Source organism: Corynebacterium sp. UMB4614 (assembly GCF_030217065.1).
In the GTDB taxonomy this organism is placed as follows: domain Bacteria; phylum Actinomycetota; class Actinomycetes; order Mycobacteriales; family Mycobacteriaceae; genus Corynebacterium.
The window spans coordinates 28,924-55,550 of record NZ_JASONC010000016.1; the positions used below are offsets into that span (position 1 = coordinate 28,924).

22 protein-coding genes and 1 tRNA gene are annotated in these 26,627 nt (G+C 63.9%); 10 read left to right on the forward strand and 13 right to left on the reverse strand.

Annotated elements, in window-relative coordinates; genetic code table 11:
• On the forward strand, positions 1 to 1,383 hold the full coding sequence (gene mgtE / locus QP413_RS07555; RefSeq protein WP_284781334.1) for a magnesium transporter: 1,383 nt from the start codon (positions 1 to 3) through the stop codon (positions 1,381 to 1,383).
• 53 nt (positions 1,384 to 1,436) lie between these two features.
• Here mgtE and QP413_RS07560 read toward each other — a convergent pair whose 3' ends face one another.
• From QP413_RS07560 to QP413_RS07585, 6 genes are all read right to left on the reverse strand, one after another.
• Entirely contained in the window at positions 1,437 to 2,126 is a 690-nt protein-coding gene (locus QP413_RS07560; RefSeq protein ID WP_231837611.1) for a TrkA family potassium uptake protein, read from the reverse strand.
• A complete protein-coding gene (locus QP413_RS07565) occupies positions 2,119 to 3,480 on the reverse strand; it encodes a potassium transporter TrkG (RefSeq protein WP_284781335.1) in 1,362 nt (453 codons plus the stop codon). Before QP413_RS07565 ends, QP413_RS07560 begins: the two co-directional genes overlap by 8 nt.
• A 227-nt stretch (positions 3,481 to 3,707) precedes the next feature.
• A complete protein-coding gene (locus QP413_RS07570) occupies positions 3,708 to 5,084 on the reverse strand; it encodes a hypothetical protein (RefSeq protein ID WP_284781336.1) in 1,377 nt (458 codons plus the stop codon).
• Positions 5,085 to 5,245: 161 nt separating this feature from the next.
• The gene (locus QP413_RS07575; RefSeq protein WP_284781337.1) at positions 5,246 to 6,622 is read right to left on the reverse strand and encodes an amidase family protein; all 1,377 of its coding nucleotides are present in this window, start codon (positions 6,620 to 6,622) and stop codon (positions 5,246 to 5,248) included.
• 117 nt (positions 6,623 to 6,739) lie between these two features.
• On the reverse strand, positions 6,740 to 8,446 hold the full coding sequence (locus QP413_RS07580; protein ID WP_284757401.1) for an FAD-binding dehydrogenase: 1,707 nt from the start codon (positions 8,444 to 8,446) through the stop codon (positions 6,740 to 6,742).
• Positions 8,447 to 8,595: 149 nt separating this feature from the next.
• The gene (locus tag QP413_RS07585; RefSeq protein ID WP_284781338.1) at positions 8,596 to 10,086 is read right to left on the reverse strand and encodes a class I SAM-dependent methyltransferase; all 1,491 of its coding nucleotides are present in this window, start codon (positions 10,084 to 10,086) and stop codon (positions 8,596 to 8,598) included.
• 146 nt (positions 10,087 to 10,232) lie between these two features.
• Here QP413_RS07585 and QP413_RS07590 point away from each other — a divergent pair, with 146 nt between their 5' ends.
• Entirely contained in the window at positions 10,233 to 11,663 is a 1,431-nt protein-coding gene (locus QP413_RS07590; RefSeq protein WP_284781339.1) for an NAD(P)/FAD-dependent oxidoreductase, read from the forward strand.
• Between the two features lie 130 nt (positions 11,664 to 11,793).
• On the opposite strand, the gene QP413_RS07595 is transcribed toward QP413_RS07590, so the two are convergent.
• Positions 11,794 to 12,273: a PaaI family thioesterase gene (locus tag QP413_RS07595; protein ID WP_284781340.1), complete on the reverse strand. Its 480-nt coding sequence runs from the start codon at positions 12,271 to 12,273 to the stop codon at positions 11,794 to 11,796.
• Between the two features lie 43 nt (positions 12,274 to 12,316).
• On the opposite strand from QP413_RS07595, the gene gndA reads away from it, so the two are divergent.
• The 6 genes from gndA to QP413_RS07625 all read left to right on the forward strand — a co-directional run bounded on the left by gndA (position 12,317) and on the right by QP413_RS07625 (position 19,926).
• The gene (gndA, locus tag QP413_RS07600; RefSeq protein WP_284781341.1) at positions 12,317 to 13,816 is read left to right on the forward strand and encodes an NADP-dependent phosphogluconate dehydrogenase; all 1,500 of its coding nucleotides are present in this window, start codon (positions 12,317 to 12,319) and stop codon (positions 13,814 to 13,816) included.
• Entirely contained in the window at positions 13,817 to 15,118 is a 1,302-nt protein-coding gene (locus QP413_RS07605; protein ID WP_284781342.1) for a DEAD/DEAH box helicase, read from the forward strand. It begins immediately after the preceding gene.
• 78 nt (positions 15,119 to 15,196) lie between these two features.
• The gene (locus QP413_RS07610; RefSeq protein ID WP_284781343.1) at positions 15,197 to 16,594 is read left to right on the forward strand and encodes a hemolysin family protein; all 1,398 of its coding nucleotides are present in this window, start codon (positions 15,197 to 15,199) and stop codon (positions 16,592 to 16,594) included.
• Positions 16,594 to 17,628 (forward strand): hemolysin family protein, encoded by a 1,035-nt coding sequence (locus QP413_RS07615; RefSeq protein ID WP_284781344.1) that lies wholly within the window; start codon positions 16,594 to 16,596, stop codon positions 17,626 to 17,628. The genes QP413_RS07610 and QP413_RS07615 overlap by 1 nt, the downstream gene beginning before the upstream one ends.
• 44 nt (positions 17,629 to 17,672) lie before the next feature.
• Positions 17,673 to 18,620 (forward strand): 3-methyladenine DNA glycosylase, encoded by a 948-nt coding sequence (locus tag QP413_RS07620; protein ID WP_284781345.1) that lies wholly within the window; start codon positions 17,673 to 17,675, stop codon positions 18,618 to 18,620.
• Between the two features lie 64 nt (positions 18,621 to 18,684).
• Positions 18,685 to 19,926, forward strand: a complete 1,242-nt coding sequence (locus tag QP413_RS07625) for a VWA domain-containing protein (protein WP_284781346.1) — start codon at positions 18,685 to 18,687, stop codon at positions 19,924 to 19,926.
• 123 nt (positions 19,927 to 20,049) lie between these two features.
• Here the strand turns inward: QP413_RS07625 and QP413_RS07630 are convergent, their stop codons facing one another.
• The 4 genes from QP413_RS07630 to secA2 all read right to left on the reverse strand — a co-directional run bounded on the left by QP413_RS07630 (position 20,050) and on the right by secA2 (position 24,440).
• Positions 20,050 to 20,583, reverse strand: a complete 534-nt coding sequence (locus QP413_RS07630) for a MerR family transcriptional regulator (RefSeq protein ID WP_012360319.1) — start codon at positions 20,581 to 20,583, stop codon at positions 20,050 to 20,052.
• A gap of 255 nt (positions 20,584 to 20,838) precedes the next feature.
• Positions 20,839 to 21,582, reverse strand: coding sequence for a MerR family transcriptional regulator (locus tag QP413_RS07635; RefSeq protein ID WP_012360320.1), 744 nt, complete (start codon positions 21,580 to 21,582; stop codon positions 20,839 to 20,841).
• Positions 21,583 to 21,587: 5 nt separating this feature from the next.
• Positions 21,588 to 22,022: an oxoglutarate dehydrogenase inhibitor Odhl gene (gene odhI / locus QP413_RS07640; RefSeq protein WP_070759131.1), complete on the reverse strand. Its 435-nt coding sequence runs from the start codon at positions 22,020 to 22,022 to the stop codon at positions 21,588 to 21,590.
• Positions 22,023 to 22,118: 96 nt separating this feature from the next.
• Positions 22,119 to 24,440 (reverse strand): accessory Sec system translocase SecA2, encoded by a 2,322-nt coding sequence (gene secA2 / locus QP413_RS07645; protein ID WP_284781347.1) that lies wholly within the window; start codon positions 24,438 to 24,440, stop codon positions 22,119 to 22,121.
• Positions 24,441 to 24,574: 134 nt separating this feature from the next.
• On the opposite strand from secA2, the gene rraA reads away from it, so the two are divergent.
• Together rraA and QP413_RS07655 are read left to right on the forward strand one after the other, a co-directional pair.
• Complete coding sequence (gene rraA, locus QP413_RS07650) at positions 24,575 to 25,072, forward strand: ribonuclease E activity regulator RraA (RefSeq protein ID WP_148811890.1); 498 nt, start codon at positions 24,575 to 24,577, stop codon at positions 25,070 to 25,072.
• A 62-nt stretch (positions 25,073 to 25,134) separates the two neighbouring features.
• Positions 25,135 to 25,211, forward strand: a tRNA-Pro gene (locus QP413_RS07655).
• Between the two features lie 171 nt (positions 25,212 to 25,382).
• Here QP413_RS07655 and QP413_RS07660 read toward each other — a convergent pair.
• Both QP413_RS07660 and QP413_RS07665 read right to left on the reverse strand, forming a co-directional pair.
• Positions 25,383 to 25,583, reverse strand: a complete 201-nt coding sequence (locus tag QP413_RS07660; RefSeq protein ID WP_284781348.1) for a hypothetical protein — start codon at positions 25,581 to 25,583, stop codon at positions 25,383 to 25,385.
• Between the two features lie 167 nt (positions 25,584 to 25,750).
• On the reverse strand, positions 25,751 to 26,425 hold the full coding sequence (locus tag QP413_RS07665) for a hypothetical protein (RefSeq protein WP_284781349.1): 675 nt from the start codon (positions 26,423 to 26,425) through the stop codon (positions 25,751 to 25,753).
• Positions 26,426 to 26,627: the final 202 nt, after the last annotated feature.

Genomic DNA, 26,627 nt, shown 5'->3' on the forward strand with positions numbered 1-26,627 from the left:
ATGGCGTCGAACGCACGTTTCCTCGAAGACCTGCTGGACGATAAGGACCTCGACGCGGTAAGCCGATGGCTCGCCGACCGCTCGTCCGTCGTGGTGGCCGAGGAACTCGGCCGAATCTCCGGGGCGGAGCAGGCAGTGGCCTTTCGGTTGCTGCCCAAGGACCGTGCCCTGGACGTTTTCGAGTACCTGGACCCGGTACACCAGGCTGAGCTTCTGGAGGCGCTACGCGACGACCACGTCACGGAGATCTTCGCGAGTCTGGCCCCAGACGACCAGGCGTCTCTGCTGGATGAGATGCCAGCGAAGGTCGCCTCGCGCCTCCTGCAGGGCCTGCCGTATTCCCAGCGGCGTGTGACCAGCGGGCTGCTGGGTTATCCATCGGAGTCCGCGGGCCGTCTGATGGTGCCCACGCCCACTGTGCTGACCCCGGATGCCACCCGGGAGGAGTCCCTGGAGAAGCTGCAGTCGCGCGCTCAGCGCTACGCCTCGGGCCCGCATCACTCGATCGCGCTGGCCACGGTGGCGGTGACCGATGAGTCGCGCAAGCTGCTCGGCATGGTGGAGCTCGCGGACCTGGTCACAGCACCCGAGGGCACGCTGGTCGGGGAGTTGCTTGAGGAGGAGCAGCACAGTGTCTCAGCCTATGACGACCAGGAGCACGCGGCCCGCCTGATCCAGGAGGCTGACCTTCTGGCGCTGCCCGTCGTCGACGACGAGGACCGCATTCTGGGCGTCATCACGGTCGATGACGCAATGGAGGTCCTCGAGGCCGAGGTGACGGAGGATGCCTACCGTGCCGGTGGTGCCGAGCCGTTGAACGAGCCTTACCTGACGGCGACGGTGATGACGCTCGCGAAAAAGCGCGGCGTCTGGCTGATCGTCCTGATCCTGGCCGCGTTCCTCACGATTAACGTTATGCAGTTCTTCGAGGACGTGCTCGAGGCCGTGGTGGTGCTCAGCATCTTCGTGCCGATGCTGATCGGTACGGGCGGTAACGCGGGCTCGCAGGCGGCGTCCTCGGTGGTGCGTGCGCTCGCGGTCAACGAGGTGAGACCCCGGGACGTGTTGCGAGTCATCGGCCGTGAGGTTCGGGTGGGCTTCCTGCTAGGTGTTTTCCTGGGTACGGTGATCTTCCCGATTCTGGCCTTCTTGTACTATCCGCAGGTCGCGTTCACGATTTCCTTGACGATTGTGGCGATCTGTACCTGGGCCTGCATTGTCGGCGGCGTGCTGCCGCTGGTCGCGAAAAAGCTGGGCGTGGACCCGGCGGTATTCTCGACGCCAGTCGTGTCCACGCTGGTGGACGCCACCGGCCTGATCATTTACTTCAGCATCGCCGGTGTGATCATGGCTGATCAGATCCGCCAGGCGACGGGCGGCTAGCGCCGGGGTTGGGCCCTGAGCCGGGGTTCGTCCCCACCACGGGGGGCTGGGGCCTAGCGCCGACCAAACTTCTCCAGGTCGGCGGGCGCGCCGGCGAGGATGACGTCGTCGTCGGGGGAGAGCTGGTGGTCTGCAAAGGGTGGGGCCCACTGGTTACCGCTGTGCACTGCCACCAGCTGGACGCGGTGCTTCGCCCACAGGCTGTGCCGGTTGAGGGAGTGGTTGACCAGCTCCTTGGGTGCCCGCAGGGTGATCATCGCATAGCCCTGGTCGAATACGGTGTAGTCCTGGAAACGACCGCTGAGCAGGTGCGCAACTCGGCGACCGGTGTCCCGCTCGGGGCGGACGACGTGGTGCACGCCGACGCGGGTGAGGATGCGGGCGTGGGCATCGGAATCCGCCTTGGCCCAAATGTCCTTGACCCCAAGTTCCACGAGGTTGGACGCGGTCAGGATCGAGGCTTCGAGGCTGCTACCAATGCCGATGACGACCTGCTGGAAATCCTTTACTCCGAGCTGCTTGAGCGCCTCGGGGTCGGTGGCGTCAGCGATGAATGAGTCGGTGAGGTGGGGGTCGCTGTCGTGCAGTAGCTTCTCGTCGACGTCGATGCCGAGGACGTCGACGCCGTGGCTGTGGAGCTCCTCTGCCATGGCGGAACCGAACCGGCCGAGCCCAATGATCGCGACCGGTGGAAGATCGATGGGGCGGGCGTTGGGGAGGAGCTTGTCGAGTGGGTTAACCAATGTAGGGCCTTTCTGCAGGATAGGAGTAGTGTTTGCTCGGGGTAGTGGTGGCGAGTGCTGCGACGAGGGTGATGGGTCCGACGCGGCCCATGAACATGAGGACGCAGAGGAGGATCTGCGAGGCACCGCTGAGGTCAGCGGTAATGCCGGTGGAGAGGCCGACGGTGGCGAAGGCGGAGATGACCTCGAAATGGATTTGGTCGGCGCTGAACTGAGGGTTGAACGTACGGAGGCACGCGATAACGAATGTTATGACACCTACCGCCACAGCACCGACGGTGAGAGCCTGGCGGATCACGGTGTGGTCAACGCGACGACCGCCGACGACAGTATCTTTTTCACCCTTAATTTCTGCCACGATCGCCGCGAGCACCACGAAGAACGTGGTGATTTTCAAGCCACCTGCGGTACCCCCGGATCCGCCTCCAATGAACATCAGAATGTCGGTGCCCATCAGGGTATTGGGGGACATCTCGCCAAAGTCCACGGACTGGAAACCAGCGGTACGGGTCGTAATGGACTGAAACACTGCCGCTAGGGCGGCATCCCAGCTGCTCAGCTCGGCGAATGCACGATTGCGCTCGAGCACCCAGAACATGACGAAGCCGCCGATGAGGAGTACCGCAGTGCCATCGAGAGTGATCCGAGCGGTCATAGACAGCCGCGGCGGTTTCCTTCGCTGCCTGCGCAGGCGCACTCGCGCGATGAGCTCATCGAGCACAGGAAAGCCGAGCCCGCCAAAGACGATCGCCAAGCCGATCGGCAGGACGATCCATGCATCGCCGACATAAGGAATGAGGCTACCGGCGTTCAGCCCGAAACCGGCGTTATTGAAGGCGGAAATGGCGTGGAAGATACCCATCCACGCAGCAGAGCCCAGGCTATCGACATAACCGCCCGTGAACATTCGTATCGCGAGGACGCCCGCAACGAGCAGCTCGCAGATCACTGTGAGAACGATGGCGCCAATAATGGTGGATTTCACGCTGCCGACGGTGAGCGTGCGCCGCTCCGCGACGGTATAAAGCTTAGTTTTCAGCCCTAGTCGGCCACTGAGGATGAGCCCAGCCAAAGACGTCAAGGACATGATCCCGAAGCCACCGATTTGGATGAGGGCCAGAATCACGACCTGCCCGGCGGCAGTAAAACCCGTGCCGGTGTCGCGAACACCCAGCCCGGTCAGCGTCACGGCGGACGTCGCGGTAAAGAAAGCCTCGAGCGGCGAGACGGAGTTACCGTCGGGCGCGGAGAACGGCATCAGCAGCAAGAAAGTGCCGAGCACGATGAGGCTCAAAAACCCGACAGACACGAGGCGCGCCGGATTCTGCGTCAGGGACGCGGATAAGCGATTCACCAGAATGATCCTAGACCTGTAGTGGCGCGCACACTAGAGTTTTGTGATCGATTCAGAAGCACGGGGCTACAGGGATCATCTCGACATCCGTCGGCAAGCAGCCTGGTCGCTATTGTCCGATAATATACATTATGACACTTTAGCTTTATGGGGCCCTGGCCTGCGCCAAGCCCCTCCGGCCCCGCGGCTAATGCAGCGGGCGCCGTCAGTCTCCCCCCCTAGGAACTCTAGGAGTCCTTGGACTCCTTCAAGTCGGAATCCTCGCCGGGCTCCCAATCAACCTCGAGCTCATCCATGAGCTCCTGGGTCGAGTTTTCGATCTCCGTCGTGGCATCCTCCTCCGAAGACGGCTCCTCGGAGGCCTCTCCGGTGTCGGCAGCGTTCTCCTCAGCCGAGTCCTTCTCGTCCAGATCTTCAGAATCACCGTGGTACTCGCGAGTGAGCGCCTCGGCGAGCTCGTAGTTGCCCACGTTGGACTTCTCCACGATCTTCTTGAGCTCGCGGCTCTCCGAGTCGCTCAGCTCTTCCTCCCCCTCGTGGAACTTATTCACCAGTTCGGTGGCGCGCTCGCGGTACTTAGCCTCGCGCTGGATGCGCACGCGAGACTTGATCCACCAGGCGACGAGCACTGCGATCGTCAGTAGCCCCACCCAGCCGATGATCGGATAGACATTGGCCATCAGCGCTTCGAAGCCGAAGAAGCTCACGCCGAAGCCCACCAGGCAGACACCCAGGAACACCGGGCGGTATTTATCGCGGTGATTGGCCGTCAGGCGACGCCCCAGCGCGTAGAACATGCCGATGCAGGTGTTGTAGATCATGATGAAGATAATCACGGCCATCACATAGGACAGCGGATGGTTGATGTGATCGATCAGGCTGAGCATCGGCACGCTCGAATCCCCGACCACATCGAAGTTCGCGAGCAACACGAAGGTCGCCATCATCAGCATCGTCAGGTAGATCAGACCACCCATGAGGCCACCCACACCCGCTTCGCGTGGCTTCGTGTTGGCGCCACCGATCACCAGGGCCATGGACAGCCCCAGCAGCAGCGCAAGCCCGGTGTAGTTCAGGGCGGAAAGCCACCACGGGCTGATTGGTGATTCGGCTCCCTGAGCCAACTGCCCCATTTCCGCCATGTCATCCGGCAGGTTGAACAGCGTGTAGCCGAAGGCGAAAAGCACCGCGATGATGATCAGCGGCGTCACCGTCGAAATGATGCTGGAAACTTTGTCGACGTCCATCAACCCGGTGATCATCACCAGGATCAGCATGATCAGCGAGCCGACCCAGGCGGGCCAGCCGAACTGCTGCTCCAGGTTGGACCCCGCCCCCGCGAGCATCACGAAGCCCACGGCAAACAGCGTGAAGGTCACGCCGAAGTCCAAGAACCTGGAGACGATCGGGTGGGACATGTTTCGGAACACCATGCGGTGCTCCTGCGCCAGGAAATAGCTGCCGAGCTGCAGGATCACTGCCCCGGCGATGGTCATCAGGACTCCGGCGAGCAGCGCGCCCCACAGCGCGGAAAGCCCAAAGGAGCCGAAATATTGAATGACCTCTTGACCAGTCGCGAAACCCGCGCCGACCAGGAGGCCCACAAAGGATAATGCAATTTTAAAAGTGTTTTTCAAAGACACTAATGAGAGCCTCTTTCGTAAATATCACAAATACGAACGCTTCCCAGTATTGCTTAATATTCCCTTATTCTCATATTGCGAAACTGTGTTCGCAGACACAAATCGCCCCCGCATCCCCTGGGTCACGCCAGTTCGCGGGCAAGATCCAGGAGCTTTTTCTCGGCGCCGACATCTCCCACCATTTGCACGCTGGTCGGAAGCCCGTCGCTGCCCTGCCCCATTGGCACGGCTAGCGCCGGCTGACCCGCGACATTCCACATGGCGGTGTAGGCGATCGAGGGCATGCTCAGCAGGGAGGCACGAATGGCTCCCTTCCCCACCAGCAGGTCAGCGCGGCGTGGCCGGTCGGCCACGGTCGGCGTGAGGATCGCATCAATACCCTCGCGGGCCATGATGTCCGAGACCTTGCGCCCAATGGCGGCTGCCTTCTTCTCCGCCCAGGACACCATCTTCGGCGTCATGAGCGCGCCCACCAGCTTGGTCAGTCGGTGGCGCTTTTCGATGCGATCGGGCTTTTCCAGCAGTCCGATTTCGCTCCGGATTCCGGCGAACATGAGGATCAGGAACGGCAGCGTGGGATCCGGCAGCCGAGCAGACAGCGGCCGAACCTCCACCCCCTGCGCCTCGAGCTGCGCGGTGGCACGCTTTCGCGCCTCGCGATTGGCCGTGGCCACCGGGATGAACGGCGTGCTCGAGCGGTCCAGCCACGCAACCCGCCAGGGCCTCTCCCCTTCGTGTCCACGCGGTCCGAGTGGAGCAGGATCGTCGTCCTGCAAGACGGACATCATCAGCTCGATGTCCTCCACCGTGCGCGCCATCGGGCCGGACGTCCCCAGGGACTTCCACAGGTCGGTATAGGGGGCGGTGGGCAGCACTCCCCGACCCGGTTTGAGCCCCACCAGCCCGCACATCGCCGCCGGGATTCTCACCGAGCCACCACCATCGCCGCCCATCGCGATCGGCACCATCCCCGCCGCTACCGCTGCGGCGGAGCCCCCAGAGGAGCCACCTGGGGTTCGGGAAAGATCGATCGGGTTGCGGGTCACCCCATAGCCCTGTGAGGAGGTCAGTGGATAAGCGCCGAACTCCGGCATGTGGGTCTTGCCAATGATGATCGCTCCAGCCGCACGCAGGCGGGCCACGACCAGGGAGTCGTCCGGCTTCGGCGTGTGGTTCGCCCGGGTTCCAAAACTCGTCACCGCACCAGCGACATCGAGCTCCTCCTTAATGGCTACGGGGACGCCGTGGAGAGCTCCACGCTTCGAGGGATCAAGCTGGTCGAGCGCTGAAGCTGCCCGCAGGGCGTCTTCCGCAAAGACCTGGCTGAAAGCGTTGATGAACGCGTCTCGCTCCTCAATCCTTTCGAGGGCTGCGCGCACCCCTTCCACCGCCGAACGCTCCGCGACCCTCGCGCGCCACTGGTGCGCGTCGAGCTCGTGCCACGGGGCTTCCCCGACGTTTCCATGACGGGCACTGGCGTTGTTTTCCTGAGGCGCCATCTCCACTCACCGCTTTCTTTCGATCTATTTCCAGCTCCTGATCCCCCGCGCTACAGCGGGGCACAGCGCTCACCCGGTCACCCCACCCGGCGTGAGCCCTGCCACCCTCGGGTCGCGCTATGCCCCAGCGCCGGCCTTAGGCAGCGTGTACCTCAGCTGCTCGCCGACCCGCTTTCCGGAGTGGATGCAGCCGCCGAGGAAGGTTCCCTCCAGCGCGTTCTGGCCGTGCATACCGCCACCACCGAAGCCCGCGACCTCGCCGACCGCGTAGAGCCCCGGCAGGACTTCCCCATCGTTGGTGAGGCAGCGCCCAGCCAGGTCGGTCTCGATCCCGCCCAGGGTCTTTCGGGTCAGCACACTCAGACGCACGGCAATCAATGGCCCGTGCTTCGGGTCCATCAACTCGTGTGGTGCCGCACAACGCACCACCTTGTCGCCCAAGTACTGGCGGGCGGTGCGGATGTAATTGATCTGATAGTCCTTGGAGAACTTGTTCTCGATCTGGCTATCCCGGTCCTCAATCTGACGGCGCAGCTCGGCCTCGTCGACCTGTGGCTTATCAGGCCCGACTAGCTCGTTCATCTTCTTGACCAGGCTGCTGAGGTCGTCGGCGATCACCCAGTCCTCGCCGTGGTCCATGAAGGCCTGCACGGCGACCTGCATGCCGGAGCCAAGCTTGGAAAGCAGCTTCTTCACACTCTTGTCCGTCAGGTCTGGGTTCTGCTCGGAGCCGGAGAAGATGAACTCCTTGGCGGCGATGGTCTTGTTCAGGATGAACCAGCTGTACCCCATCCCGGTGCGCCCAATATGGCTCAGCGCCGCGAGGTTATCGCCGCCCGGGATGAGGTTGCTGGGCAGCCGCTGGCCCGCAGCGTCCAGCCACATCGCGCTGGGACCTGGGATGATGCGAATACCGTGGCCCGGCCAGATGGAGTTCCAGTTGTGCATGCCCTCCGGGTAGTGCCAGGTCCGGTCGGTGTTCACGAGGTTTGCACCCGCAGTTTCGGAGATGCCGATCATGCGGCCGTCCACGTGGGCTGGCACGCCGGTAACCATGTCCTCCGGGGCGGGCCCCCAGCGGTCAGTCGGCCAGCGCTTGCGCACCAGGTCGAGGTTTCCGCCGATTCCGCCGGAGGCGACGACGGTGCCCGCCGCACGGAATTCGAACTCCCCCACGGCCGTTCGGGAGGATGCCTCGCCGCGCGGAAGATCCGTTGCTTCCAGGACCGTGCCGCGCACTCCCTCGATGCGGGTGCTCCCGTCAGCCCCGGTACCGGTGATCAGCTCGTCGACGCGGTGGCGGAACTCGAAGCGGATGCGCCCCTCCTGCTCCAGCTTCTCGACCTGCTCGCGGAAGACGCGGACGACCTCCGGCCCCGTCCCCCAGGTCAGGTGGAAGCGCGGCACGCTGTTGCCGTGACCGGAGGCGTCGCCGGAGCCGCGCTCAGCCCAACCGACGGTGGGCAGGACATTGAGTCCCAGGTTCTTGAGGTAGCTGCGCTTCTCGTTGGCAGCGAAGCGGACGTACTCCCGACCCCAGGCCTTCGGCCAGCGGTCGTTCGGGGTGTCCTCGAACTGGGCGGAGTTCGCCCAGTCGCGCCAGGCCAGGTCTTCGCTATCTTTGACCCCCATGAGCCGCTGCTCCGGGCTGTCGACGTAGAACAACCCGCCGAGGGACCAGAACGCCTGTCCGCCCAGGTTGTTACGGTTTTCCTGGTCCAGGATGAGGACGTTCAACCCACTCGTTGCGGCCTCGTAGGCGGTGACGAGACCCGCCAGGCCTGCACCGACGACGATGACGTCCGGATTCCACTGCGTACTCAAACTGTCCTCCCCTTGTCTACGGGCATCTGCCTCGGCTCCACGGGCTCGTGGGGCGCGAATATAATTGGTTAGTTTAGGCAAAGGACATTGCTGTGTGCGCGATTTGCGAAACTTTGATCAGTGTCTCGCGGAACCGGGGCCACCCCGCGTTAACGGCGGTGGCGAATGACGAACTGCATGCAGTCGATGTCGCCGGCATTCACAAGCGCTTCGTGCAACGCGAGCTGGAAATCCCACAGGCGGCGGTAGATCGCGTCGAAGCCTGCGGCGGCCGCCTGGCGCTCGCGGGAGGCAAAGTGGGCACGCCACATCGGCAAGGTCGCTGCGAGGTGCGGTCCAAGGTGATTTTCGGCGACGACGTCCAGCCCGCCGGCGAAGATATGTTGGCGGATCAGCGCCGCCGGGGAGTATTCCAGCGCGGGCCAGATGTAGCCGCGCACCACGTCGAGGGATTCCCGCGCGGTGTCGCGCATCTGCGGGGTGGCGACCAGAGTCTGCACAACGGCCACGCCCCCGTCTGCGAGGAGCCTATCCACGGCGCGGAAGAAGTGACCGAGCCCGCCCTCTCCGAGGGTCTCCAGCCGCTCGGTGGAGAAGATCGCGTCGTATTCGCCTGCCCATTGCCGCGGCGAGGGTACCGGGCCACTGATCAGCTCGACGCGCACGCCGCCGGCTACGCCGGCCTGGCGCACACGGGAGCGCACCACCTCGGCGTGCTCCTCATCGGAGGTCAGCACACTCACCGAGGCGCCCCGCTGGGCCGCGAGAATCGCTAGCTGACCGCCGGAACTCGAGAGTTCGAGGACGCGGTCGCCCGGGCCAACATTCGCCTCGTCCAGCATCAGATTGATGCGGCGCAGCTGCCCGGAGTTGAGGTCCTGGCGCTGCGCGTCGGCGGGCTTGAGGTACCAGGTTTCATCAAGAGTGACGGGCTGCTCCGGCTTGCTGAGTCGGCGGCGCACACCTGCCAAACCGCGGGGCTCGGGATTCTCCTCGTCATCCACTAGAGTCTCCCCGGTCCTGCGGTCGACCTGCACGGTTTCCGTGGTGCGGGCGGCAGAGGCAAACAACGCAGTGGCGGTGGCGCGGGTGGCTCCCGCGTACAGCTCCACGAGACCGTCGGGCAGCTCGCCGGCACGCACCGAGCCGAAGTTATGTCGCGGCTTGAGCGGGCTAATGCCACCGAGCAGGGTGTTCATTGGAGCCTCGAGGGGCTGGCTGAGAAGAACCTCCAGCACCTTGACCAGCGGATCGGCCCGCCACTCCCCGATCAGATAGCTTTCCGCGAGCCCCAGCCAGCCTTGGGCGACCACCCGGTCGAGCATGAGCCCGTCGCGTACCTCGAGGTAGGTCTCGTCCTTGGAGTCGAAGGAGACCCCCTCATCGTCCAAGAGTTTTTCCAGTCGCTCGCGAAATGCCTCGGATCGCTTGCCGAGGAACCGGCCGCGGGGCAGCTCAGCGAGGTGCGGCCACCGCTCGGGGTCGATATAGGGGTCGAGAGAGAAACGTTCCACGGGAACTATCAGACACTCCTCTCCCGGTGCTCGCGGGGCCGACTCGGCCATTCGCGGTGAAGTTATCCCTAAAGTTAGCCGATATTGTGGCCCAAACGGGGTATTAACACTCAGGAAGCAACCCATATCCGGTGGATCCCGGAAGTGCTTTAGAAGGCCTTAAGCATTAGGATTGTTGAAGCACGCTTCGTGAGGATCTCACAGGGTCCGTATATCAGCGAGAACTTGAATACAAAAACCAAAAATATTGTGCTGAGGAGCATTAGTTTTCTATGACCACCAACTCCCTTGGTCCAGCAGGTAAGCGCCACCACGTTGTCATTATCGGCGGCGGTTTCGGCGGTCTGTTCGCGGCAAAGAAGTTCAAGGGCAAGGACATCGCGGTCACCATCATCGACCGCACCAACCACCACCTGTTCCAGCCGCTGCTGTACCAGGTCGCGACCGGTATCCTGTCTGAAGGTGAGATCGCACCTTCCATCCGCCAGCTGATGGCGGACGACGAGAACATCCGCGTGATCAAGGGTGAGGTCCGCAACATCGACATCGCCGGCCAGAACGTCACCGCTGACCTGGGTGGCAAGGAAGCAGTCATCGAGTATGACTCCCTGATCCTCGCTGCGGGTGCGGCACAGTCCTACTTCGGTAACGACCACTTCGCTGAGTTCGCGCCGGGTATGAAGTCCGTCGACGACGCCCTGGAGATCCGAGCCCGCGTCACCGGCGCCTTCGAGCGTGCCGAGATCACCAGCGACCCGGAGGAGCGCCGCCGCCTGCTGAACTTCGTCGTCGTCGGCGCGGGCCCGACCGGCGTGGAGCTGGCTGGTCAGCTGGCTGAGATGGCGCACCGCACCCTCGCCAAGGAGTTCCGCGAGGTTGACACCAACGACGCCCGCATCATCCTCATCGACGGTGGCCCGCAGGTTCTGCCTCCGTTCGGCAAGCGCCTGGGCCGCAAGGCTCGCCGCAAGCTTGAGGATCTTGGCGTCGAGGTCGTCCTGAACTCCCTGGTCACCAACGTGGACCGTGAGGGCGTGACCTACAAGAACATGAAGACGGGCGAGGAGTCCTCGATCCCGAGCTACGCCAAGATCTGGTCCGCCGGTGTGGCCGCTTCCCCGCTGGGCAAGCACGTCGCCGACCAGGCTGGTGTGGAGTCTGACCGCGCGGGTCGCGTCATGGTCAACGAGGACCTGACCCTGGGTGAGCACAAGAACGTCTTCCTCATCGGCGACATGATCAACCTCAACGGCCTGCCGGGCGTGGCGCAGGTCGCTATGCAGGGTGGTCAGTACGCTGCGAAGACCATCATCGACGAGATCGAGAATGGCACCAGCCCGGAGGCTCGCGCTCCGTTCGACTACTTCGACAAGGGCTCGATGGCGATCGTCTCCCGCTTCAACGCTGTGGTGAAGATCAACAAGGCCGAGGTCTCGGGCTTCATCGGTTGGCTGATGTGGCTGGCCCTGCACCTGCTGTACCTGGTCGGCTTCCGCAACCGCGCGATCGCCGCGTTCAGCTGGGGCCTGAACTCCGTGTCCCGTCGCCGCTGGCAGCTGGTTGCTACCCGCCAGCAGCTGCACGCCCGTAACGCGCTGAACAAGCTGCGCAAGCTGGAGGACGAGAAGGGCATCCGCTCCCTCGAGGTGCGCGATAACCTTAAGTTCGGCGAGGGGCGCGATACCCCGGCTGACGCCGACTAGTCCCCGCGCTGGCGCCCGAGGGCGCTAGAAAAGCTCGATCCCCGGCCCCACCTTCGTGGTGGGTGGCCGGGGATTTTTGCTGGGCTCGCTATGCGTCCGCGCGGCGACGAGGAGCCGTGGAGCGGGGCTACTACCGCTTATTCATCACGGCGGTTTTCAACATCGTCAAGGCCAGCATCTTGCCGGTCTCCTCATTGCGGTGCTCGACGCGCCACAGGTGGGAGGTCGACCCCAGATGCTCAGCGGTCGCGGTGGAGACGATGACGTCGCCAGGCTTCGACGGTCGCAGAAAGTCCGTGCTGTTGTTCGTTCCCACGACGATCGGACCCGCGCCCGCAGCAACGAAGCTGGCCATGCTGGCTGCGGTCTCCCCCAGCGTGGCGTAAATACCTCCGTTGGTGATCCCCCATGGCTGCAGGTGCATCGCCTTCACCTCGAGGCGGAGGGTGAGGGAATGAGGTGCCACCTCGGTGTAGCGAACACCCAGTGCCTCGTCCAATCCGTTGGTGGCGGTCATAATTCCGTTGAGGGTGTCGAGCTCTTCGGCGGTGAGCTTACGCTGGCTAGCCGTGCTACTGAGCTGCAACATGGTCGTCACGTGTTCGTTCATGTCAATAGATTAACCACTAAGTGTCGGGGTAAACTGGGAAATCATGAGTAAACCTTCGGCACCGAATCTTTCCTCGAATCAGGCACCCGCAGGCACACCAGATGGCGAGCTCGCCCAGATCGGCGTGATTGGCCTGGCGGTGATGGGGTCCAATATCGCCCGCAATTTCGCGAATCACGGCCACACCGTGGCGGTTTTCAACCGCACTTTCGCCCGCACCGAGGGCTTCATGGAGGGCTTCGGCGAGCAGGGTTCGTTTATCCCCGCCGAAACGCTGGAGGCTTTCGTCGCCTCCCTCGAAAAGCCCCGCCGTGCGCTCATCATGGTGCAGGCCGGCCCCGCTACGGATGCCATGATCGAGCAGCTCGCCGATCTCATGGACCCGGGCGACATCATCATCGATGGCGGCAACGCCCTGTACACGGACACGATCCGCCGCGAGAAGGAGATCTCCGCGCGTGGCCTGCACTTCGTCGGCACCGGAATCTCCGGCGGCGAGGAAGGCGCGCTCAACGGGCCGGCGATCATGCCGGGTGGCGCCGCCGAGGCTTATGAGTCCCTGGGCCCGCTGCTGGAGTCCATCTCCGCGAAGGTTGATGGTCAGCCGTGCTGTGCGCACATCGGCCCGGACGGCGCGGGGCACTTCGTCAAGATGGTGCACAATGGCATCGAGTACGCGGATATGCAGGTCATTGGCGAGGCCTATCACCTGCTGCGCTACGGGGCGGGGCTGAGTCCAAAGGAGATCTCCGAGGTCTTCCGCGAGTGGAATACCGGCGAGCTGGAGTCCTACCTGGTGGAGATCACCGCCGAGGTTCTGGCTCAGGTGGATGCTGAGACTGGCAAGCCGTTGGTGGACATCATCGTGGATGCCGCCGGCCAGAAGGGCACCGGTCGCTGGACCGTGAAGTCCGCCTGCGACCTGGGTATCCCGGTCACCGGCATCGGCGAGGCGGTCTTCGCTCGCGCGCTGTCCTCCGACGGCCCGGCCCGCCAGGCCGCCCAGGGCAAGCTCGCCTCCGGTGAGCTGGCTGCCCCAGTGGACGCCGCCCAGCGGGAGGCCTTCATCGAGGACGTCCGCCGCGCGCTGTACGCCTCGAAGATGGTCGCCTATGCCCAGGGCTTCGACCAGATCCTCGCAGGTTCGGAAGAATACGGTTGGGACGTCGACCCCCGGGATCTGGCCCGCATCTGGCGCGGTGGTTGCATCATCCGCGCCCGTTTCCTCAACCGCATCGTCGATGCCTACGAGGCTGACCGGCAGCTGCCGTCCCTGCTGCTGGATGAGTACTTCCTGGAACAGATGTCTGGTCTGGTGGATTCGTGGCGCCGTGTCGTCGGGACCGCGACCGCCCAGGGGCACCCAGTTCCGGTGTTCGCCTCGTCGCTCTCCTACTACGACTCCCTGCGTGCCCAGCGCCTGCCGGCCGCGCTGATTCAGGGCCAGCGCGACTTCTTCGGCGCCCACACCTACGGCCGCGTGGATAAGCCTGGTGCCTTCCACACCCTCTGGTCCGGCGACCGCAGCGAGGTCGAGGCTTAAGTGCCGTCGCCTGACCCCGAGCCGCCGTCTTCCCAGCCCGAGTTTCGATCGCTCGGGCTACCAGTAGCGCTCGCCCAGTCCCTGCAGCGCGCGGGGCTGCGTGAAGCCTTTCCCATCCAGGCCAGCGTGATCCCCTCCGCCGTTGAGGGCAAGGACGTGCTGGCCAGCGCTCCGACCGGCTCGGGCAAAACGCTCGCCTTCGGGCTTCCCATGCTGGCCCGGTTGAGTTCCGGGGATCTGCCGCGCGCGACCCGGCCGGGCAATCCTCGGGGTGTGGTGCTCTGCCCCACCCGCGAGCTCGCTGAGCAGGTCTTCGAGAACCTGGACCCGCATGCCGCAGCTCTGGGCCTGCGTGCGCTGGTCCTGGTGGGCGGGGTGAAGGTGCGAGCCAATCTCACCTCCCTGGCCCGCACGGTGGATATCGTCGTTGCCACCCCGGGTCGGTTGAACGACCTCATTAAACGCCGTGCGATCTCCCTAGAGCACTGCGCCGTCACGGTCGTGGACGAGGCCGACCACATGGCAGACCTCGGATTCCTTCCCCAGGTGCAGGCAATTCTCGAACGCACTCCGCAAGGCGGCCAGCGGCTGCTCTTCTCCGCGACCTTAGACGGCGAGGTCGCAGCACTGGCCGAGGGCTGGACTCGCAACCCAGTCCGCATCGACGCCGCAGGCGCACGCTCCGCCTCGCCAGTTGCTCCGGACCACGCCGCAACCGACGCCGGAGGCGCACATGACCGGGACGCGGCAGGCGCACGAGCCACGGCGGCTCGACCAACCCCACGCCCCACCAAGGGCGCGGACGCCCCGGTGGAGTTCCTCCTCAGCGAGGTCGCTGATAACGGACAGCGCCAGGCAGCGGTCCGCGCGATCGCACGCAAGGTGCCTCGCGTGATTTTCTTCGTGCGCACCACCCACGCTGTGACACGCTGGGCGAAGTACCTCTCCGCGGGCGGGGTCAAGGTCTCCGCCCTGCACGGCAATCGCGGCCATCAATCCCGCCAGCGCGCGCTCGCGGACTTCCGCGAGGGTAAGGTGCGCGTGCTTGTCGCCACCGACATCGCCGCCCGGGGAATCGATGTGCCGGGAGTGCGCGCCGTCGTACACATCGACCCACCGCGCGATCCCAAGGCGCTCGTACACCGCTCGGGCCGTACGGGCCGCGCGGGTGCGTCCGGCACGGTCGCCCTGCTTGCCTTCCCCGACCAGGTTCGCGAGCTTTCAACCATGATGCGCTCCGCTAACCTCGGCTATCAAAAGATTGAGCCCACCCGGCTTGTCCGCCGCATCCTACGTGAATAGCCACCACCGTCCCGGTCCGCCGGAGCACGCACAACCCACCACCCACTCACTCCTCGCCAAGGACAACTTCTCAAGAATATGGACATACTGCTGAGCATCCTCGGCCTCGCGGGCTTCATTGCGCTGACCGCGGGTACCGGGCTGTTCGTCGGGATCGAGTTCGCCATCACCGGTCTCGAAAGATCGACTATTGACCAGCACGTCAAGGACAAGAACGACGGCCCGGCACGCCTGATCCAAAAGGCTCACGGCGAGCTCTCCCTGATGCTCTCCGGCGCCCAGCTAGGTATCACGATCACGACCCTGGCCACCGGCTTCCTCGCCGAGCCGATCCTGGCGAAGTTCTTCACCCCGATGCTGGATCTATTCGGCATCCCGCACTCCGCCTCGATGGCGATCGCGCTGACCCTCGCCGTCATCCTGGCCACGGCCCTCTCCATGATCTTCGGCGAGCTGGTGCCGAAGAACTTGGCGATCACCGACCCGATCAAGGTTGCGCGCTTCACGATCCGCCCGGTGTGGGCTTTCAACCAGTTCTTCCGTGGTTTCATCTCTTGGCTGAACAACCTCGCCAACTTTGTGCTGCACCGCTTCGGCATCGAACCGGCCGATGAGCTGGCCAGCGCACGTAGCCCGAAGGAGCTGGCCGCCATCGTGAAGTCCTCCGCCGGTACCGGCGAGTTCACGCAGGCCAAGGCACAGATCCTGGACCGTTCCCTGCGATTCCGGGACATCTCCGCCGACGACATCATGACGCCGCGCTCCACCGTCGAGTCGCTGGATGAGGAGGACACCGCCGACAAGCTGATCCTGCTCGCAATGGAGACCGGCCACTCCCGTTTCCCCGTTACCCGTGGCGATTTGGACGACACGATCGGCGTCGTCCACGTCAAGGACGCGGTCGCGCTGCAGCCGGAGCGGCTGGCGACGACCACCGTCAAACGCCTCGCCCGCCCCGTCCCCACCGTTCCGGAAAGCCTGGGCGGGGAGGCCGTCCTGCAGAGCGTGCGTTCCGCCGGTTCGCAGCTCATCCTCGTCGCGGACGAGTACGGCGGCACCTCCGGCATCATCACTATCGAGGACGTCGTCGAGGAAATCGTCGGCGAGGTCTGGGATGAGTACGACGATAAGGACGAGGACGCCGAGGTCCGCCGCACCGGGCAGATGTGGGAGATGTCCGGCCTGGTCCGTACCGACGAGATCTTCGAGGAGGTCGGCTACACCGCCCCGGACGGCCCCTACGAGACCCTCGGTGGGCTCGTGATGTCGGCCCTGGGCAGGGTGCCGCTGGAGGGCGACCAGGTGGTCCTCCCCCGCTCCGAGCGGGAACTCCGGGACTCGTTTGAAAGCGGGCTGAACAACCGCTGGTTGGCCCGCGTGATCTCGATGGATAAACACCGCGTCGACCGGGTGATCCTGAGCCCGATCACCGAGGAACAGGCCGCCGAATACATCGATGAGGAGGGTGAGAACTAATGGGTGATCTGTGGGGCATTCTTCTTGCCGCTTTTCTGATCCTGGTCAATGCCTTCTTCGTGGCGGTGGAGTTCGCGCTGATCTCCTCCCGTAAGGACCGCCTGGACTCGATGATCGCCTCGGGCAACCAGCGGGCCAAGAAGGTCCGTTACGCCGTTGAACACCTGACGATCATGCTGGCGGGCGCGCAGTTCGGTATCACCATCGCCTCCGTCCTGCTGGGCATGATCGGCGAGCCGGCGATCGCCCACCTCATCGAGGCCCCGCTGGCGGCCCTGGGGCTGCCGGAGAGTTTCGTCCACCCGATCGGCTTTACCATCGCGCTGCTGTTGATCACGATGCTGCACATCGTGCTGGGCGAGATGGTGCCGAAGAATATCGCGCTCGCCGGACCAGAGACGGTCGGTACGTACCTGGTTCTGCCGCACCTGGCGTTCGTTAAGGTGACGCACCCGATCATGGTCGTGCTGAACTGGATCGCACGAACCGTGCTGCATGCACTCGGTGTTGAACAGAAGGACGAGCTGGATTCCACCGTCTCGCCGCATGAGTTGGCGAACATGATCGCGGAGTCCCGTTCCGAGGGCCTGATCGCCGCCGACGAGGCGGATCGCATCTCCAACGCCCTGGCTAGTTCCCGCCGCGCGATGAGCGAGGTTCTCATCCCCCGTGAAGACGTCTACGCCCTGCCGTTCGGGGCGTCCGGCCCGACGGTCATGGAGGTGCACCGCGCGGTGGTGGAGACGGGTTTCTCCCGCTTCCCTGTCGCCGATTCGAACGGCACCTGGTTGGGTTACGTGCACGTCAAGGACGCCCTGGACGACTTCCTTGCCGACCGCGACGTCGCCGTCCCTATCCGCCCGCTGATCACCGTGACGAGCACGCAGAACTTCGACCTGGCGATGCGCGCGATGCGCGTGAACTCCTCTCACGTGGCAGCGGTCGTGGAGAACGGGCGCACCATCGGGCTGGTGATGCTGGAGGACATCATCGAGGAGCTCGTGGGCACTGTCCGCGACTGGACCCACGACTAAGACCACCGGTTCTCCGCAAAGAAGAGGAGGCAGCGACCGCCCGTATGGCTACGCAAACGCAGCTATCCCCCGCCCGCTCGCCCGAGCATGTCTTAGGTAGGAACGAGTGGGAGGCTCGCGAGGCTGCCCACGTTCGGCGGGTGGAGTCCCTGACCACGGCGCACCAAGCGCGCCGCCAGAGGGGCGAACGCCACCCGGTGTGGGACTTCCTCTTCAGCTACTACCCGGTAACCCCGGGGAAGTTGAAGAAGTGGCATCCGGGGTTGGGCACTGCCCTTCAGATCCGCCCGGACGAACCGGTGGAGGAATTGCCTCAGGTGAAGGACTTCTACCAGCGCGTTGGTAATACCTGGCGGCTGGACCTTTCGGCGTTTCTGGCGCGACGGGGCGAGACCGCTCGGTTCATCCAGCGCCTGCTCGCGGCGACGGCAGCCCGGCCCGCGGTGTTGAGCTGCTTCGGCCTGCACGAGTGGGCGATGGTCTACCGCGATACCCCGCGGCACCCGGAGCCGCTTCGGCTGGGAGCAGCAGGAACCAATGAGGTGGTGGAGGCGCATGAACTGAAGTGCACTCATTACGACGCTTTCCGCTTCTTCACCCCGGCCTCCACCCCGATGAACACCAACCAGCTTTCGCGGGAAAGCCAGGAGTTCTTTGAACAGCCAGGCTGCCTGCACGCGGGCATGGACCTGTACAAGTGGGCGACGAAGCTGGGGCCGGTGGTGCCGGGCGAGCTGTGGGTGGACTGCTTCGAGCTGGCGCGGGACTTCCGCCAGCTGGATATGGAGGCCAGCCCCTATGACCTGCGGGAATGGGGTTTCGAGCCAGTGCGCATCGAAACCGCCGAGGGCAAGGCGGAGTACGTCCGCCGCCAGCGGGAGCTGACCGGCAGGGCCCAGGAGCTGCGCGGCAAGCTGCTGGAGCTTCTGGATCTGCTGCTCAGCCACGAGGATCACCCCCGGCAGGGAGGGCAGGACGCGCCGGGCACGTGATCCGGGTTCGGGGTGGGATGGGCTGCACTAAACTGAAGGTTTAAACACGATTTTTGGAGGGTCGATGGCGCGTCACGCGAGTGGTGAGAATAACTTCAAGGTCGCAGGGTGGGTCTGGGCCGTGTTGATCGCGGTCGTGCTGGTCACTGCGCTGATCATCGGCTGGTCGGCGGTGTCGAAGAATAACCAGACCAGCGTGGCCGCTGAGGAGTGCGCGGAAGGCGATTACGAGCTGAGCGTCTGGGCCGCACCCCAAGCCAAGGCGGCGGCTGAGGAGCTCGCGAAGGCATATAACGATGCCGACCGGATCGTCGCTGATCACTGCGTCACCGCCTCCATCTCTGAGGTCGCGGACCGCGACGGCCTGTCCAAGCTGGACTCCGAGGTCCCTGCAGCATGGGTCCCGGAGGACGCCGCGGCCGTCCTCCCAGCCGCGAAGGATCACGGCGTGCGAGCCGCTGGTAATGACGTCCCGAACGTGGGCGAGCCAGCGCGTCCGGTGCTCCGCTTGGAGGCCGGCGACCGCGTGCCAGAGCTTGGGCAACGAGCAGCCTCGGACTTCACCAGCTTCGCAGTTGAAGAGCAGAAGCTGCCGAGCACCAAGGTTGCTGAGCTCACCGGTGACAAGGCGAAGGACACCGAGGACGGCAAGGACAAGAAGGACCAGAAGGACGCGCAGGCCAAGGACGCTAAGAAGGATAAGGATGCGGCGAAGAAGCCAGCTTTGGCCCGTGGCACGGACGTGACCTTCCTGCTGGATACCTCCGACGCGATGGGGGTCGTCGAGGGTGATGCCCGCCGCCTCGACGTGGTGCGTGGTGCGCTGCACTCAGCCTTCCAGCGCGTTGGGGACAACGAGGGTGCGGTGAGCCTCTGGAACTACTCTTCCCAGCTCTCCCCCGGCGCCCGCACCCCCTACCGCGTGAATGTCGACCTTTCCGCCCGTGACGGTGGGGCGGCCGCCGGTGCGGTGCTGGACCAGCTGAATGTGGGCGGCGGCAACCACGCAAACGTTTCCATCTCGGCGGCGCACAAGGCGGCGGTGGATTCCGCTGCGGCCGGCTCTGGGAAGCCGGCGGGTCGCATGGTGGTGGTGCTGGCCGGTAAGAACCAGGACGAGCTCTCCGTGGAGCAGCTGAAGGCCCAGCTGGCTGCGGCCAACCCGCAGGTGCGTGTGGACATCGTGGGTATCGGTGGCGATGTCGCTGCAGACGAGCTCGCGCGGATCGCGGAGGCGACGGGTGGAAGGTTCTACCACGCCCGCGACGCAAAGGCCGTGGACGGGGTATTGAAGGGTATTGTTTAAGCCCCGCTGCGGTCAGGGGGCAGCGAGGCTTGGGGGTTCTCGAGCGGCTGGGGCCTAGCGTTTAGGCCGCCGCGGCCTGAGGTCCCGCGTGGTCGAATTCGACGCCACGGACTTCGATGGCTCTTAGGCCAGGCGACGGCGGCGACGACGCTCAGCGAGCTCATCGATCGCCGGGTCCTGGGAAATCTTCTCGGAAGGGAAGCTCGTGATATCGCCGCTGAGCTCCTTCATCAGACCAGGAACGGCAATGCCGAACACGCCCTGGCCACCATTGAGCAGGTCGATGACCTCCTCGGAGGAACGGCACTCATAAACGGTCGCACCATCGGAGACGAGGGTCAGGCCGGCGAGGTCGTCCACGCCGAGGTTCTCCAGCTTGCTGACTGCCTTGCGGATGTTCTGCAGGGAGATGCCGGTATCGAGCAGTCCCTTGACGATCTTCAGCACGAGGATGTCGCGGAAGGAGTACAGGCGCTGGGAACCGGAGCCGGAGGCGTTGCGGATGGAGGGCTTCACCAGGTCGGTGCGCGCCCAGTAGTCGAGCTGACGGTAAGTAATACCTGCGACCTGGCATGCGATGGGCACGCGGTAGCCCACCTCATAGTCTGGCCCGTGCACATCGAAGAGTGCATCCTGCTGGCCTTCGTTCGTACCCATTCGCTTCTCCTGACCGTGGCCGCTTATGCGGTCCCTCTTGCTAGTTAAAGAATAGCCGGGTCGGCGGACACGTCAACCGCAAACCCTTAAGTTCAAGTTCAAGGTTAACATTAACATCCACAACAAACGACACATGTGTAACAACACGCGTGTCAGATAACTTTTGTTTCCCCCGGATTAGTCCCCGACCAAAAGCTAAGGCCCGCGCCCCTCCCCTTGCGGGAGGTCGGCGCGGGCCCAAAAGCTCTAGAGAATCTAGTCGAGGTTGCCCTTCACGATGGCGGCGTTAAGAGAGAGCAACAGCGCAGAGACCTCGCGAGCCGTTTCCGCGGAGCGCTGGCGCGCGTTTTCGTCGCGGGCGTGCTTCAGCGGATCAGAAACGCGGGAGACCAGGTCGAGCTGGCGGTGCGCGATGGTCATCATGGCCTTCAGGTGGCGGCCGTCGAGGCCGAACTCGCTGAGCCGGTCCGCCAGCTGCACGATCGTAATGTCGTCCACGCTGAAGAAACCGGACTGGTCGGCCATGACCAGGCCGAGGCGGATCAGGCTACCGGTGAAGGAGTCCTCCACACCAGCACGCGCCGTCAGGTCCGCACGCGTCAGGCGGCGTGGCTCCGAGGTGCGGAACTGCTCCGCGGACATCGCACCGGCGATCTGGCGCTTGGCGTAGACCGGGGTGACCTTCCCGGCGTCCATCGCATCGAGCTGCTCCTTGATGACCTTCAGCGGCAGGTAGTTATCACGCTGGTGGGTCAGGATGTAGCGCAGACGCTGGATGTCCTCCGGGGAGAAGCGGCGGTAGCCGGACTGGCTACGGCGAGGGGTGATGAGCCCCTCGGACTCCAGGAAGCGGATCTTGGAGACCGTCACATCCGGGAAGTCCGGCTTCAGCTGCTTCAGCACATCGCCAATGGAGGCGGTGGGAAGCACCTTCTCCCCGGTCTGCGCCGGGTTCTGCTCGAGCAGCTTCTTCGCTGCGTTACCTTCTTGTGCCGCCACGGGTTTTAGCTTTCCTTCGCGCCGTTCAGGAACACGAGGCGGAACTTGCCGATCTGGATCTCGTCACCGTTGGACAGGACCGCAGAGTTCTTCGGCTCGCGGTTGACGTAGGTGCCGTTCAGGGAGCCGACGTCCACGACCTCGTAGTCCGCACCGTTACGGCGGAACTCAGCGTGGCGACGGGAGACGGTGACGTCGTCCAAGAAGATGTCGCTGTCCGGGTGACGGCCAGCGGCGGTGGTCTCCTGATCGAGGAGGAAGCGGGAACCGGCGTTTGGTCCGCGCTTCACCACGAGAAGGGCGGAGCCCTCCGGCAACCCCTCGACACCGGAAGGAGATGCGTCGGCCTGGGCGCCGGACTCCATCTCCTTCAGGAGGTCCGCGCGAAACACCGATGTGGTCTCGACAGATGCCTCCGGCTTACCGGTGTTCTGGCTCATAGTGAGATCCTCTCTGGAACGTATTTGGCTAACGACAACACAATACTACCCCGCCGGCGATGGAGAGTCACCGAGGTTGTTTTCACAAGTTCATAACTATCGGAACATCTGCGCCACAGAGCCGATCAGCGAGCCGCCACCGCTGGAAAGCGGATTGTCGTTGACCATATAAGTCCAGGTCGCAGACGGCTTGTGGAGGCCGAGGCCATCCAGGTCCACGCCCTCGCTGGTGAATTCCGCCTCAGCAAAGGTGTCCTCCGCCTTGTTCACCGCACGGGCTGCCAAGTCGCCGAACGCGGCGATGGACATGCGGTGGAACTCGTCGATGGGCGACTCCCGGGCAATGGCGCGCAGGTGGATGGACTCCCGGATGTCGTCCAGGTAGGCCAGATGCTCGCTCCACTCCAGGTCCAGGTGGAAGAGCATGATCGCGCGGGCCGAGTGCTCCAGCACGCCCTGCTCGATGCCCTGCTCCTGCAGGCTGGCGGCCTTCTTTGGCTGCGCTTCGGCGAGCTCCTGCCAGGCGGCGTCCGTATCCAGCAGCTTCTGACGGCGGGCGTCGATGATGTCCCGCTGATCCTTGATGAGCTTGTTGTACTTCCAGGTCGTGGCGTGGATGTCCAGCATCTGGCCTTCGGTCACGCGCTGGCAGTGGTCGACGAAGTTCGCGACCTTCTTCTGATTCAGGCGACCGCTCGCATCCGGCTGGGCTTCCAGGCTCTCCCCGGCACCACCGGTTTCCACGACGTCGTCCTGCAGGGAGACGAAGAAGACCGAGCTACCGGGGTCGCCCTGGCGGCCCGCGCGTCCGCGCAGCTGGTTGTCCAGTCGCTGGGAGCGGAACCTGCCCACGCCGACCACGTGAAGTCCCCCGGCTTCGACGGCGGCGTCGCGGGCGGACTCGTCCTTGCCTCCGAGCTTGATATCCGTACCACGACCGGCCATCTGGGTGGAGACGGTAACGTGGCCGGGGCGCCCCGCTTCAGCGACGACGGCGGCCTCGGCCTCGTGGTTCTTCGCGTTGAGGATCGAGCTCTTCACGCCGCGGGCTGCAAGGGCCTCGGCGATGCGCTCGGAAGCTGCGACGTCCTGGGTGCCGATGAGCTGTGGCTGGCCGGTCTCCTGGACCGCGAGGATGTGCTCGATGACGGCGGCGTCGCGCTCCTCATCGGTGGCGTAGATGCGGTCTGCCTCGTCGAAGCGCTTGGTCGGCACGTTTGGGTCGATGACTGAGACCTGCAGGCCGTAGAACTGGCGCAGCTGGTCCCCGGCCGCCAGGGCGGTGCCGGTCATGCCGCAGACGGTCGGGTACATGCCGATCAGGGCCTGGATGGTGATCTGGTCGAGGATGCGTCCACCATCGGTGACGCGCAGCCCCTCCTTGGCCTCCACCGCGGCCTGCAGGCCATCGGGCCAGCGCTGGAGATCAGCAATGCGGCCCCGAGAACCGTCGATGAGGGCGACGGAGCCGTCCTTGACGATGTAGTGGACGTCCCGGATGAGCAGGTGCTCGGCGTGCAGGGCGACGTTGACCTGGACGAGCGTCTGGCCGGCGTCCTCGCCGTCCTTGCCCTCCGAGTACAGGGAGTCGATGCCGAGGGCGTCCTCGACGAACGTCGACCCCTTATCTGTGAGGAACACGTTGCGGCGGTCCGGGGAGATGGTGAAGTGCTCGTTTTCCTCCATCCGCTGGACCAGCTGGGTGATTTGCCCGGCCGGGGCGGTGCCGGGCTCGCTGCCTGCGAGGACGAGTGGAACGAGGGCTTCGTCGACGAGTACGGAGTCCGCTTCGTCGATGACGGCGACGTCCGCGGGGGTGCGGACGACCTCGGCGCGTTCGGTGGCCAGGTGGTCGCGGAGGACGTCGAAGCCGAGTTCGTTGATGGCGCCGAAGACGATGTCCCGCTGGTAGACCTCGCGGCGTTGCTCGGAGGTCAGCTCCTCCTGGATGGCGCCGTGGGTGAGCCCGAAGAAGTCGAACATCGGGCCCATCCATTCGTCGTCGCGGGCTGCGAGGAAGCCGTTGACGGTGATGACGTGGACGCGCTTGCCCTGCAGTGCGTAGCCGATGGTGGCCATCGCGCCGGTCAGGGTTTTACCCTCACCGGTGGCCATTTCGGCGACGTCCCCGTTGAGCAGGGCGAGGGTGCCCTGGAGCTGGACGTCGAAGGGGGCGATGCCGAGGGTGCGGCGGGTGACCTCCCGGAGGACGGCGAGCAGCTGCGGGACGTCCTTGATGCGGCCGTCCTCCCCCTCCCCTGCCTTGACGACCGCGTCTGCTGCGGCGGCGCGGAGCTCGTCATCAGTAGCGCCGGTGTAGCGCTCAGGGTTGGCCTGTGCGACGACCGCCCGGGACTTCTTCTGATTCTTCTTCGGCGACGTGCCCATCGCACGCCAGAACCAGTCAAATGCAGCCATGTGCTCTTCTACAACCTCGTGTCGGATCGACGCTTGTTTATGCGCCGTCCACTTTACCGGGCAGCCCGGACATGCCCGCCCAAAGTGGGGCACCTTGCTGTTCAGGGGTGGTCCAACACCTATGCTTGGAGGCTATGAGCGAGATCACTTTTATCCCCACGGCAGACTTGGTTGACATTATTGGAGCGGAGTCCCGGTCCTGCGACACGCAGTTCCAGGACCTCGGCGGCAAGGTCGAGTTCTGCGGCCGCATCACCACGGTGTCCTGCTTCCAGGACAATGCGCTGCTGAAGTCCATCCTCAGCGAGCCGAACCCGGGCGGCGTGTTGGTCATCGATGGCCAGGAGTCCCTGCACACCGCACTGGTGGGCGACATCATCGCCGGCCTGGGCCAGAAGAACGGCTGGGCGGGCGTGATCGTGAACGCCGCGATCCGCGACAGCAAGGCCATCGGCGAGATGGACTTCGGCTGCAAGGCGCTGGGCACCAACCCTCGCAAGTCCACGAAGACGGGCGCGGGCGAGAAGGATGTTGTGCTGCGCTTCGGTGGCGTGGAGTTCAACCCGGGCGAGTACGTGTACGCGGACTCGGACGGTATCATCGTCACGGAATCCCCGGTTGACCCGCAGTAATGCCCACGAGCGGGGCTGATTAGTACGCGCCCTGAAGCATGCTGTACTGTTACAGGGCGTAACGGGCTGTGGCGCAGTTTGGTAGCGCACTACACTGGGGGTGTAGGGGTCGCAGGTTCAAATCCTGTCAGTCCGACCAAGCAATAGAAGCCCTGGCCGCAAGGCCAGGGCTTCAGTCGTTTCCGCAGGTGGAAGCAACGGGCACATCAACCAGCGCCCCCAAGCCCCATGGCAAAGCTCACATCGTCACGGATGCAGCCACGGATTTGGCACAAATCTGGCACGGACATTGAGCTCAGGGGCCACTTCCCTACTTGTCCAGCTCACCCATCTCCTTAGCCGCGGCCATGATGTCCGCCAGGGCGTTGATCACACCGTTGAGCACGTCCCGGTCACTGGAGAGCAAGGTATCGCGCTTCTTACGCTCCGCGATGCCGTCGAAGATCGCCTGCGTCGCCGCGCCCTGGAACTTCTTGGAGCGTTTGAGCTGTTCCTTGGAGTACCTAAACATGGTGGTAGATTGCCTTTCTTCCCAACCCAACCGGGCTGGATATTAGGTATCCACCAAATAGAGGTCAGGTCCAACTGCGTTACCGACGGACCGATAGGGCTCGATCAAATACCCGATGCATTCCGGCATTCAACAGTTGAGGGAATGCGAACGGTCGCGGATTTAAATCAGAAACAGCCCAGAAGCATACGGCTAGCTCGCCCAACGGGATTGACAAATAGGCGGGAGAACAAAATGGATTCAGGGGCTGTATCTGACACGTCAGCGCTCATCACATCACCTTGTGCTACTTGTGTTGTATCTTTAGAGGTTGTTCTTGCTAAAAAATCATCAAACTTTCGTCCACCTATATATTCCAACTCCCCGGGGGCTTCCTTTACGTAGTCAACCCCGATCGTCTTGAAGTGCTCGTGGGCGGCATCAATCTTGGCCTGCTCGGCTGTGCGCAGGAGATACTCGACCATCGTGCTCTTTGTCTCACGAATCGTGTACAACTTATCTTCGCCGTCTACCTGCTTCAGGATTGCCCAATCGGGGTTGTACGCCCTGACTCGGGTATCAACCTTGAACTTCGGCGGTAGCTTCAGGAACAGTTTGATGTCTTCGCGGTCGTCGAGGAGTTCGGCGAATCGGCGCTCGGCTTCCGAGTCGTAGACAACGAAGTCGTAGTCGGTTTTCTCGCGGTTTTTGACCTTGTACAAGTTGTCCAGGAAGTATTGCTTTTCTTCGATGCCGTCTTGCTGAAGTTCGGTGAGCGAGTACACGCTGCCGCCGATCTTTTCGTATTGGACGCCTTCGGTGACGATTGCTGCGAGTTCGGCTTCGATGATGCCTTTGACCATCTTGATGTAGTCGTTCGGGTTGGCGATGAACTCGTCGAGTCGGTCACTCTGGATGAGGATATCGATGATCGTTCTTCGAGTGAGTGGCGTTGCTTCTTGAAGCTCGGACAGAGAGTGTCCGATTGTTTGTGTGCGGGGGTTTGGTTTACAAGTAGTCCGCGAATCGGTCGGGGTAAGCCACGGCTAGTTGGTTGATGGCTTG

Bases quoted from the DNA above. Each gene is read 5' to 3' on its own strand.
- mgtE (WP_284781334.1), top strand. From the start codon at position 1: ATGGCGTCGAACGCACGTTTCCTCGAAGACCTGCTGGACGATAAGGAC.
- QP413_RS07575 (WP_284781337.1), bottom strand. From the start codon at position 6,622: ATGGCGCCTCAGGAAAACAACGCCAGTGCCCGTCATGGAAACGTCGGG.
- QP413_RS07585 (WP_284781338.1), bottom strand. From the start codon at position 10,086: ATGGGTTGCTTCCTGAGTGTTAATACCCCGTTTGGGCCACAATATCGG.
- QP413_RS07590 (WP_284781339.1), top strand. From the start codon at position 10,233: ATGACCACCAACTCCCTTGGTCCAGCAGGTAAGCGCCACCACGTTGTC.
- QP413_RS07595 (WP_284781340.1), bottom strand. From the start codon at position 12,273: ATGAACGAACACGTGACGACCATGTTGCAGCTCAGTAGCACGGCTAGC.
- gndA (WP_284781341.1), top strand. From the start codon at position 12,317: ATGAGTAAACCTTCGGCACCGAATCTTTCCTCGAATCAGGCACCCGCA.
- QP413_RS07610 (WP_284781343.1), top strand. From the start codon at position 15,197: ATGGACATACTGCTGAGCATCCTCGGCCTCGCGGGCTTCATTGCGCTG.
- QP413_RS07615 (WP_284781344.1), top strand. From the start codon at position 16,594: ATGGGTGATCTGTGGGGCATTCTTCTTGCCGCTTTTCTGATCCTGGTC.
- QP413_RS07620 (WP_284781345.1), top strand. From the start codon at position 17,673: ATGGCTACGCAAACGCAGCTATCCCCCGCCCGCTCGCCCGAGCATGTC.
- QP413_RS07625 (WP_284781346.1), top strand. From the start codon at position 18,685: ATGGCGCGTCACGCGAGTGGTGAGAATAACTTCAAGGTCGCAGGGTGG.
- QP413_RS07630 (WP_012360319.1), bottom strand. From the start codon at position 20,583: ATGGGTACGAACGAAGGCCAGCAGGATGCACTCTTCGATGTGCACGGG.
- odhI (WP_070759131.1), bottom strand. From the start codon at position 22,022: ATGAGCCAGAACACCGGTAAGCCGGAGGCATCTGTCGAGACCACATCG.
- secA2 (WP_284781347.1), bottom strand. From the start codon at position 24,440: ATGGCTGCATTTGACTGGTTCTGGCGTGCGATGGGCACGTCGCCGAAG.
- rraA (WP_148811890.1), top strand. From the start codon at position 24,575: ATGAGCGAGATCACTTTTATCCCCACGGCAGACTTGGTTGACATTATT.
- QP413_RS07660 (WP_284781348.1), bottom strand. From the start codon at position 25,583: ATGTTTAGGTACTCCAAGGAACAGCTCAAACGCTCCAAGAAGTTCCAG.
- QP413_RS07665 (WP_284781349.1), bottom strand. From the start codon at position 26,425: ATGGTCAAAGGCATCATCGAAGCCGAACTCGCAGCAATCGTCACCGAA.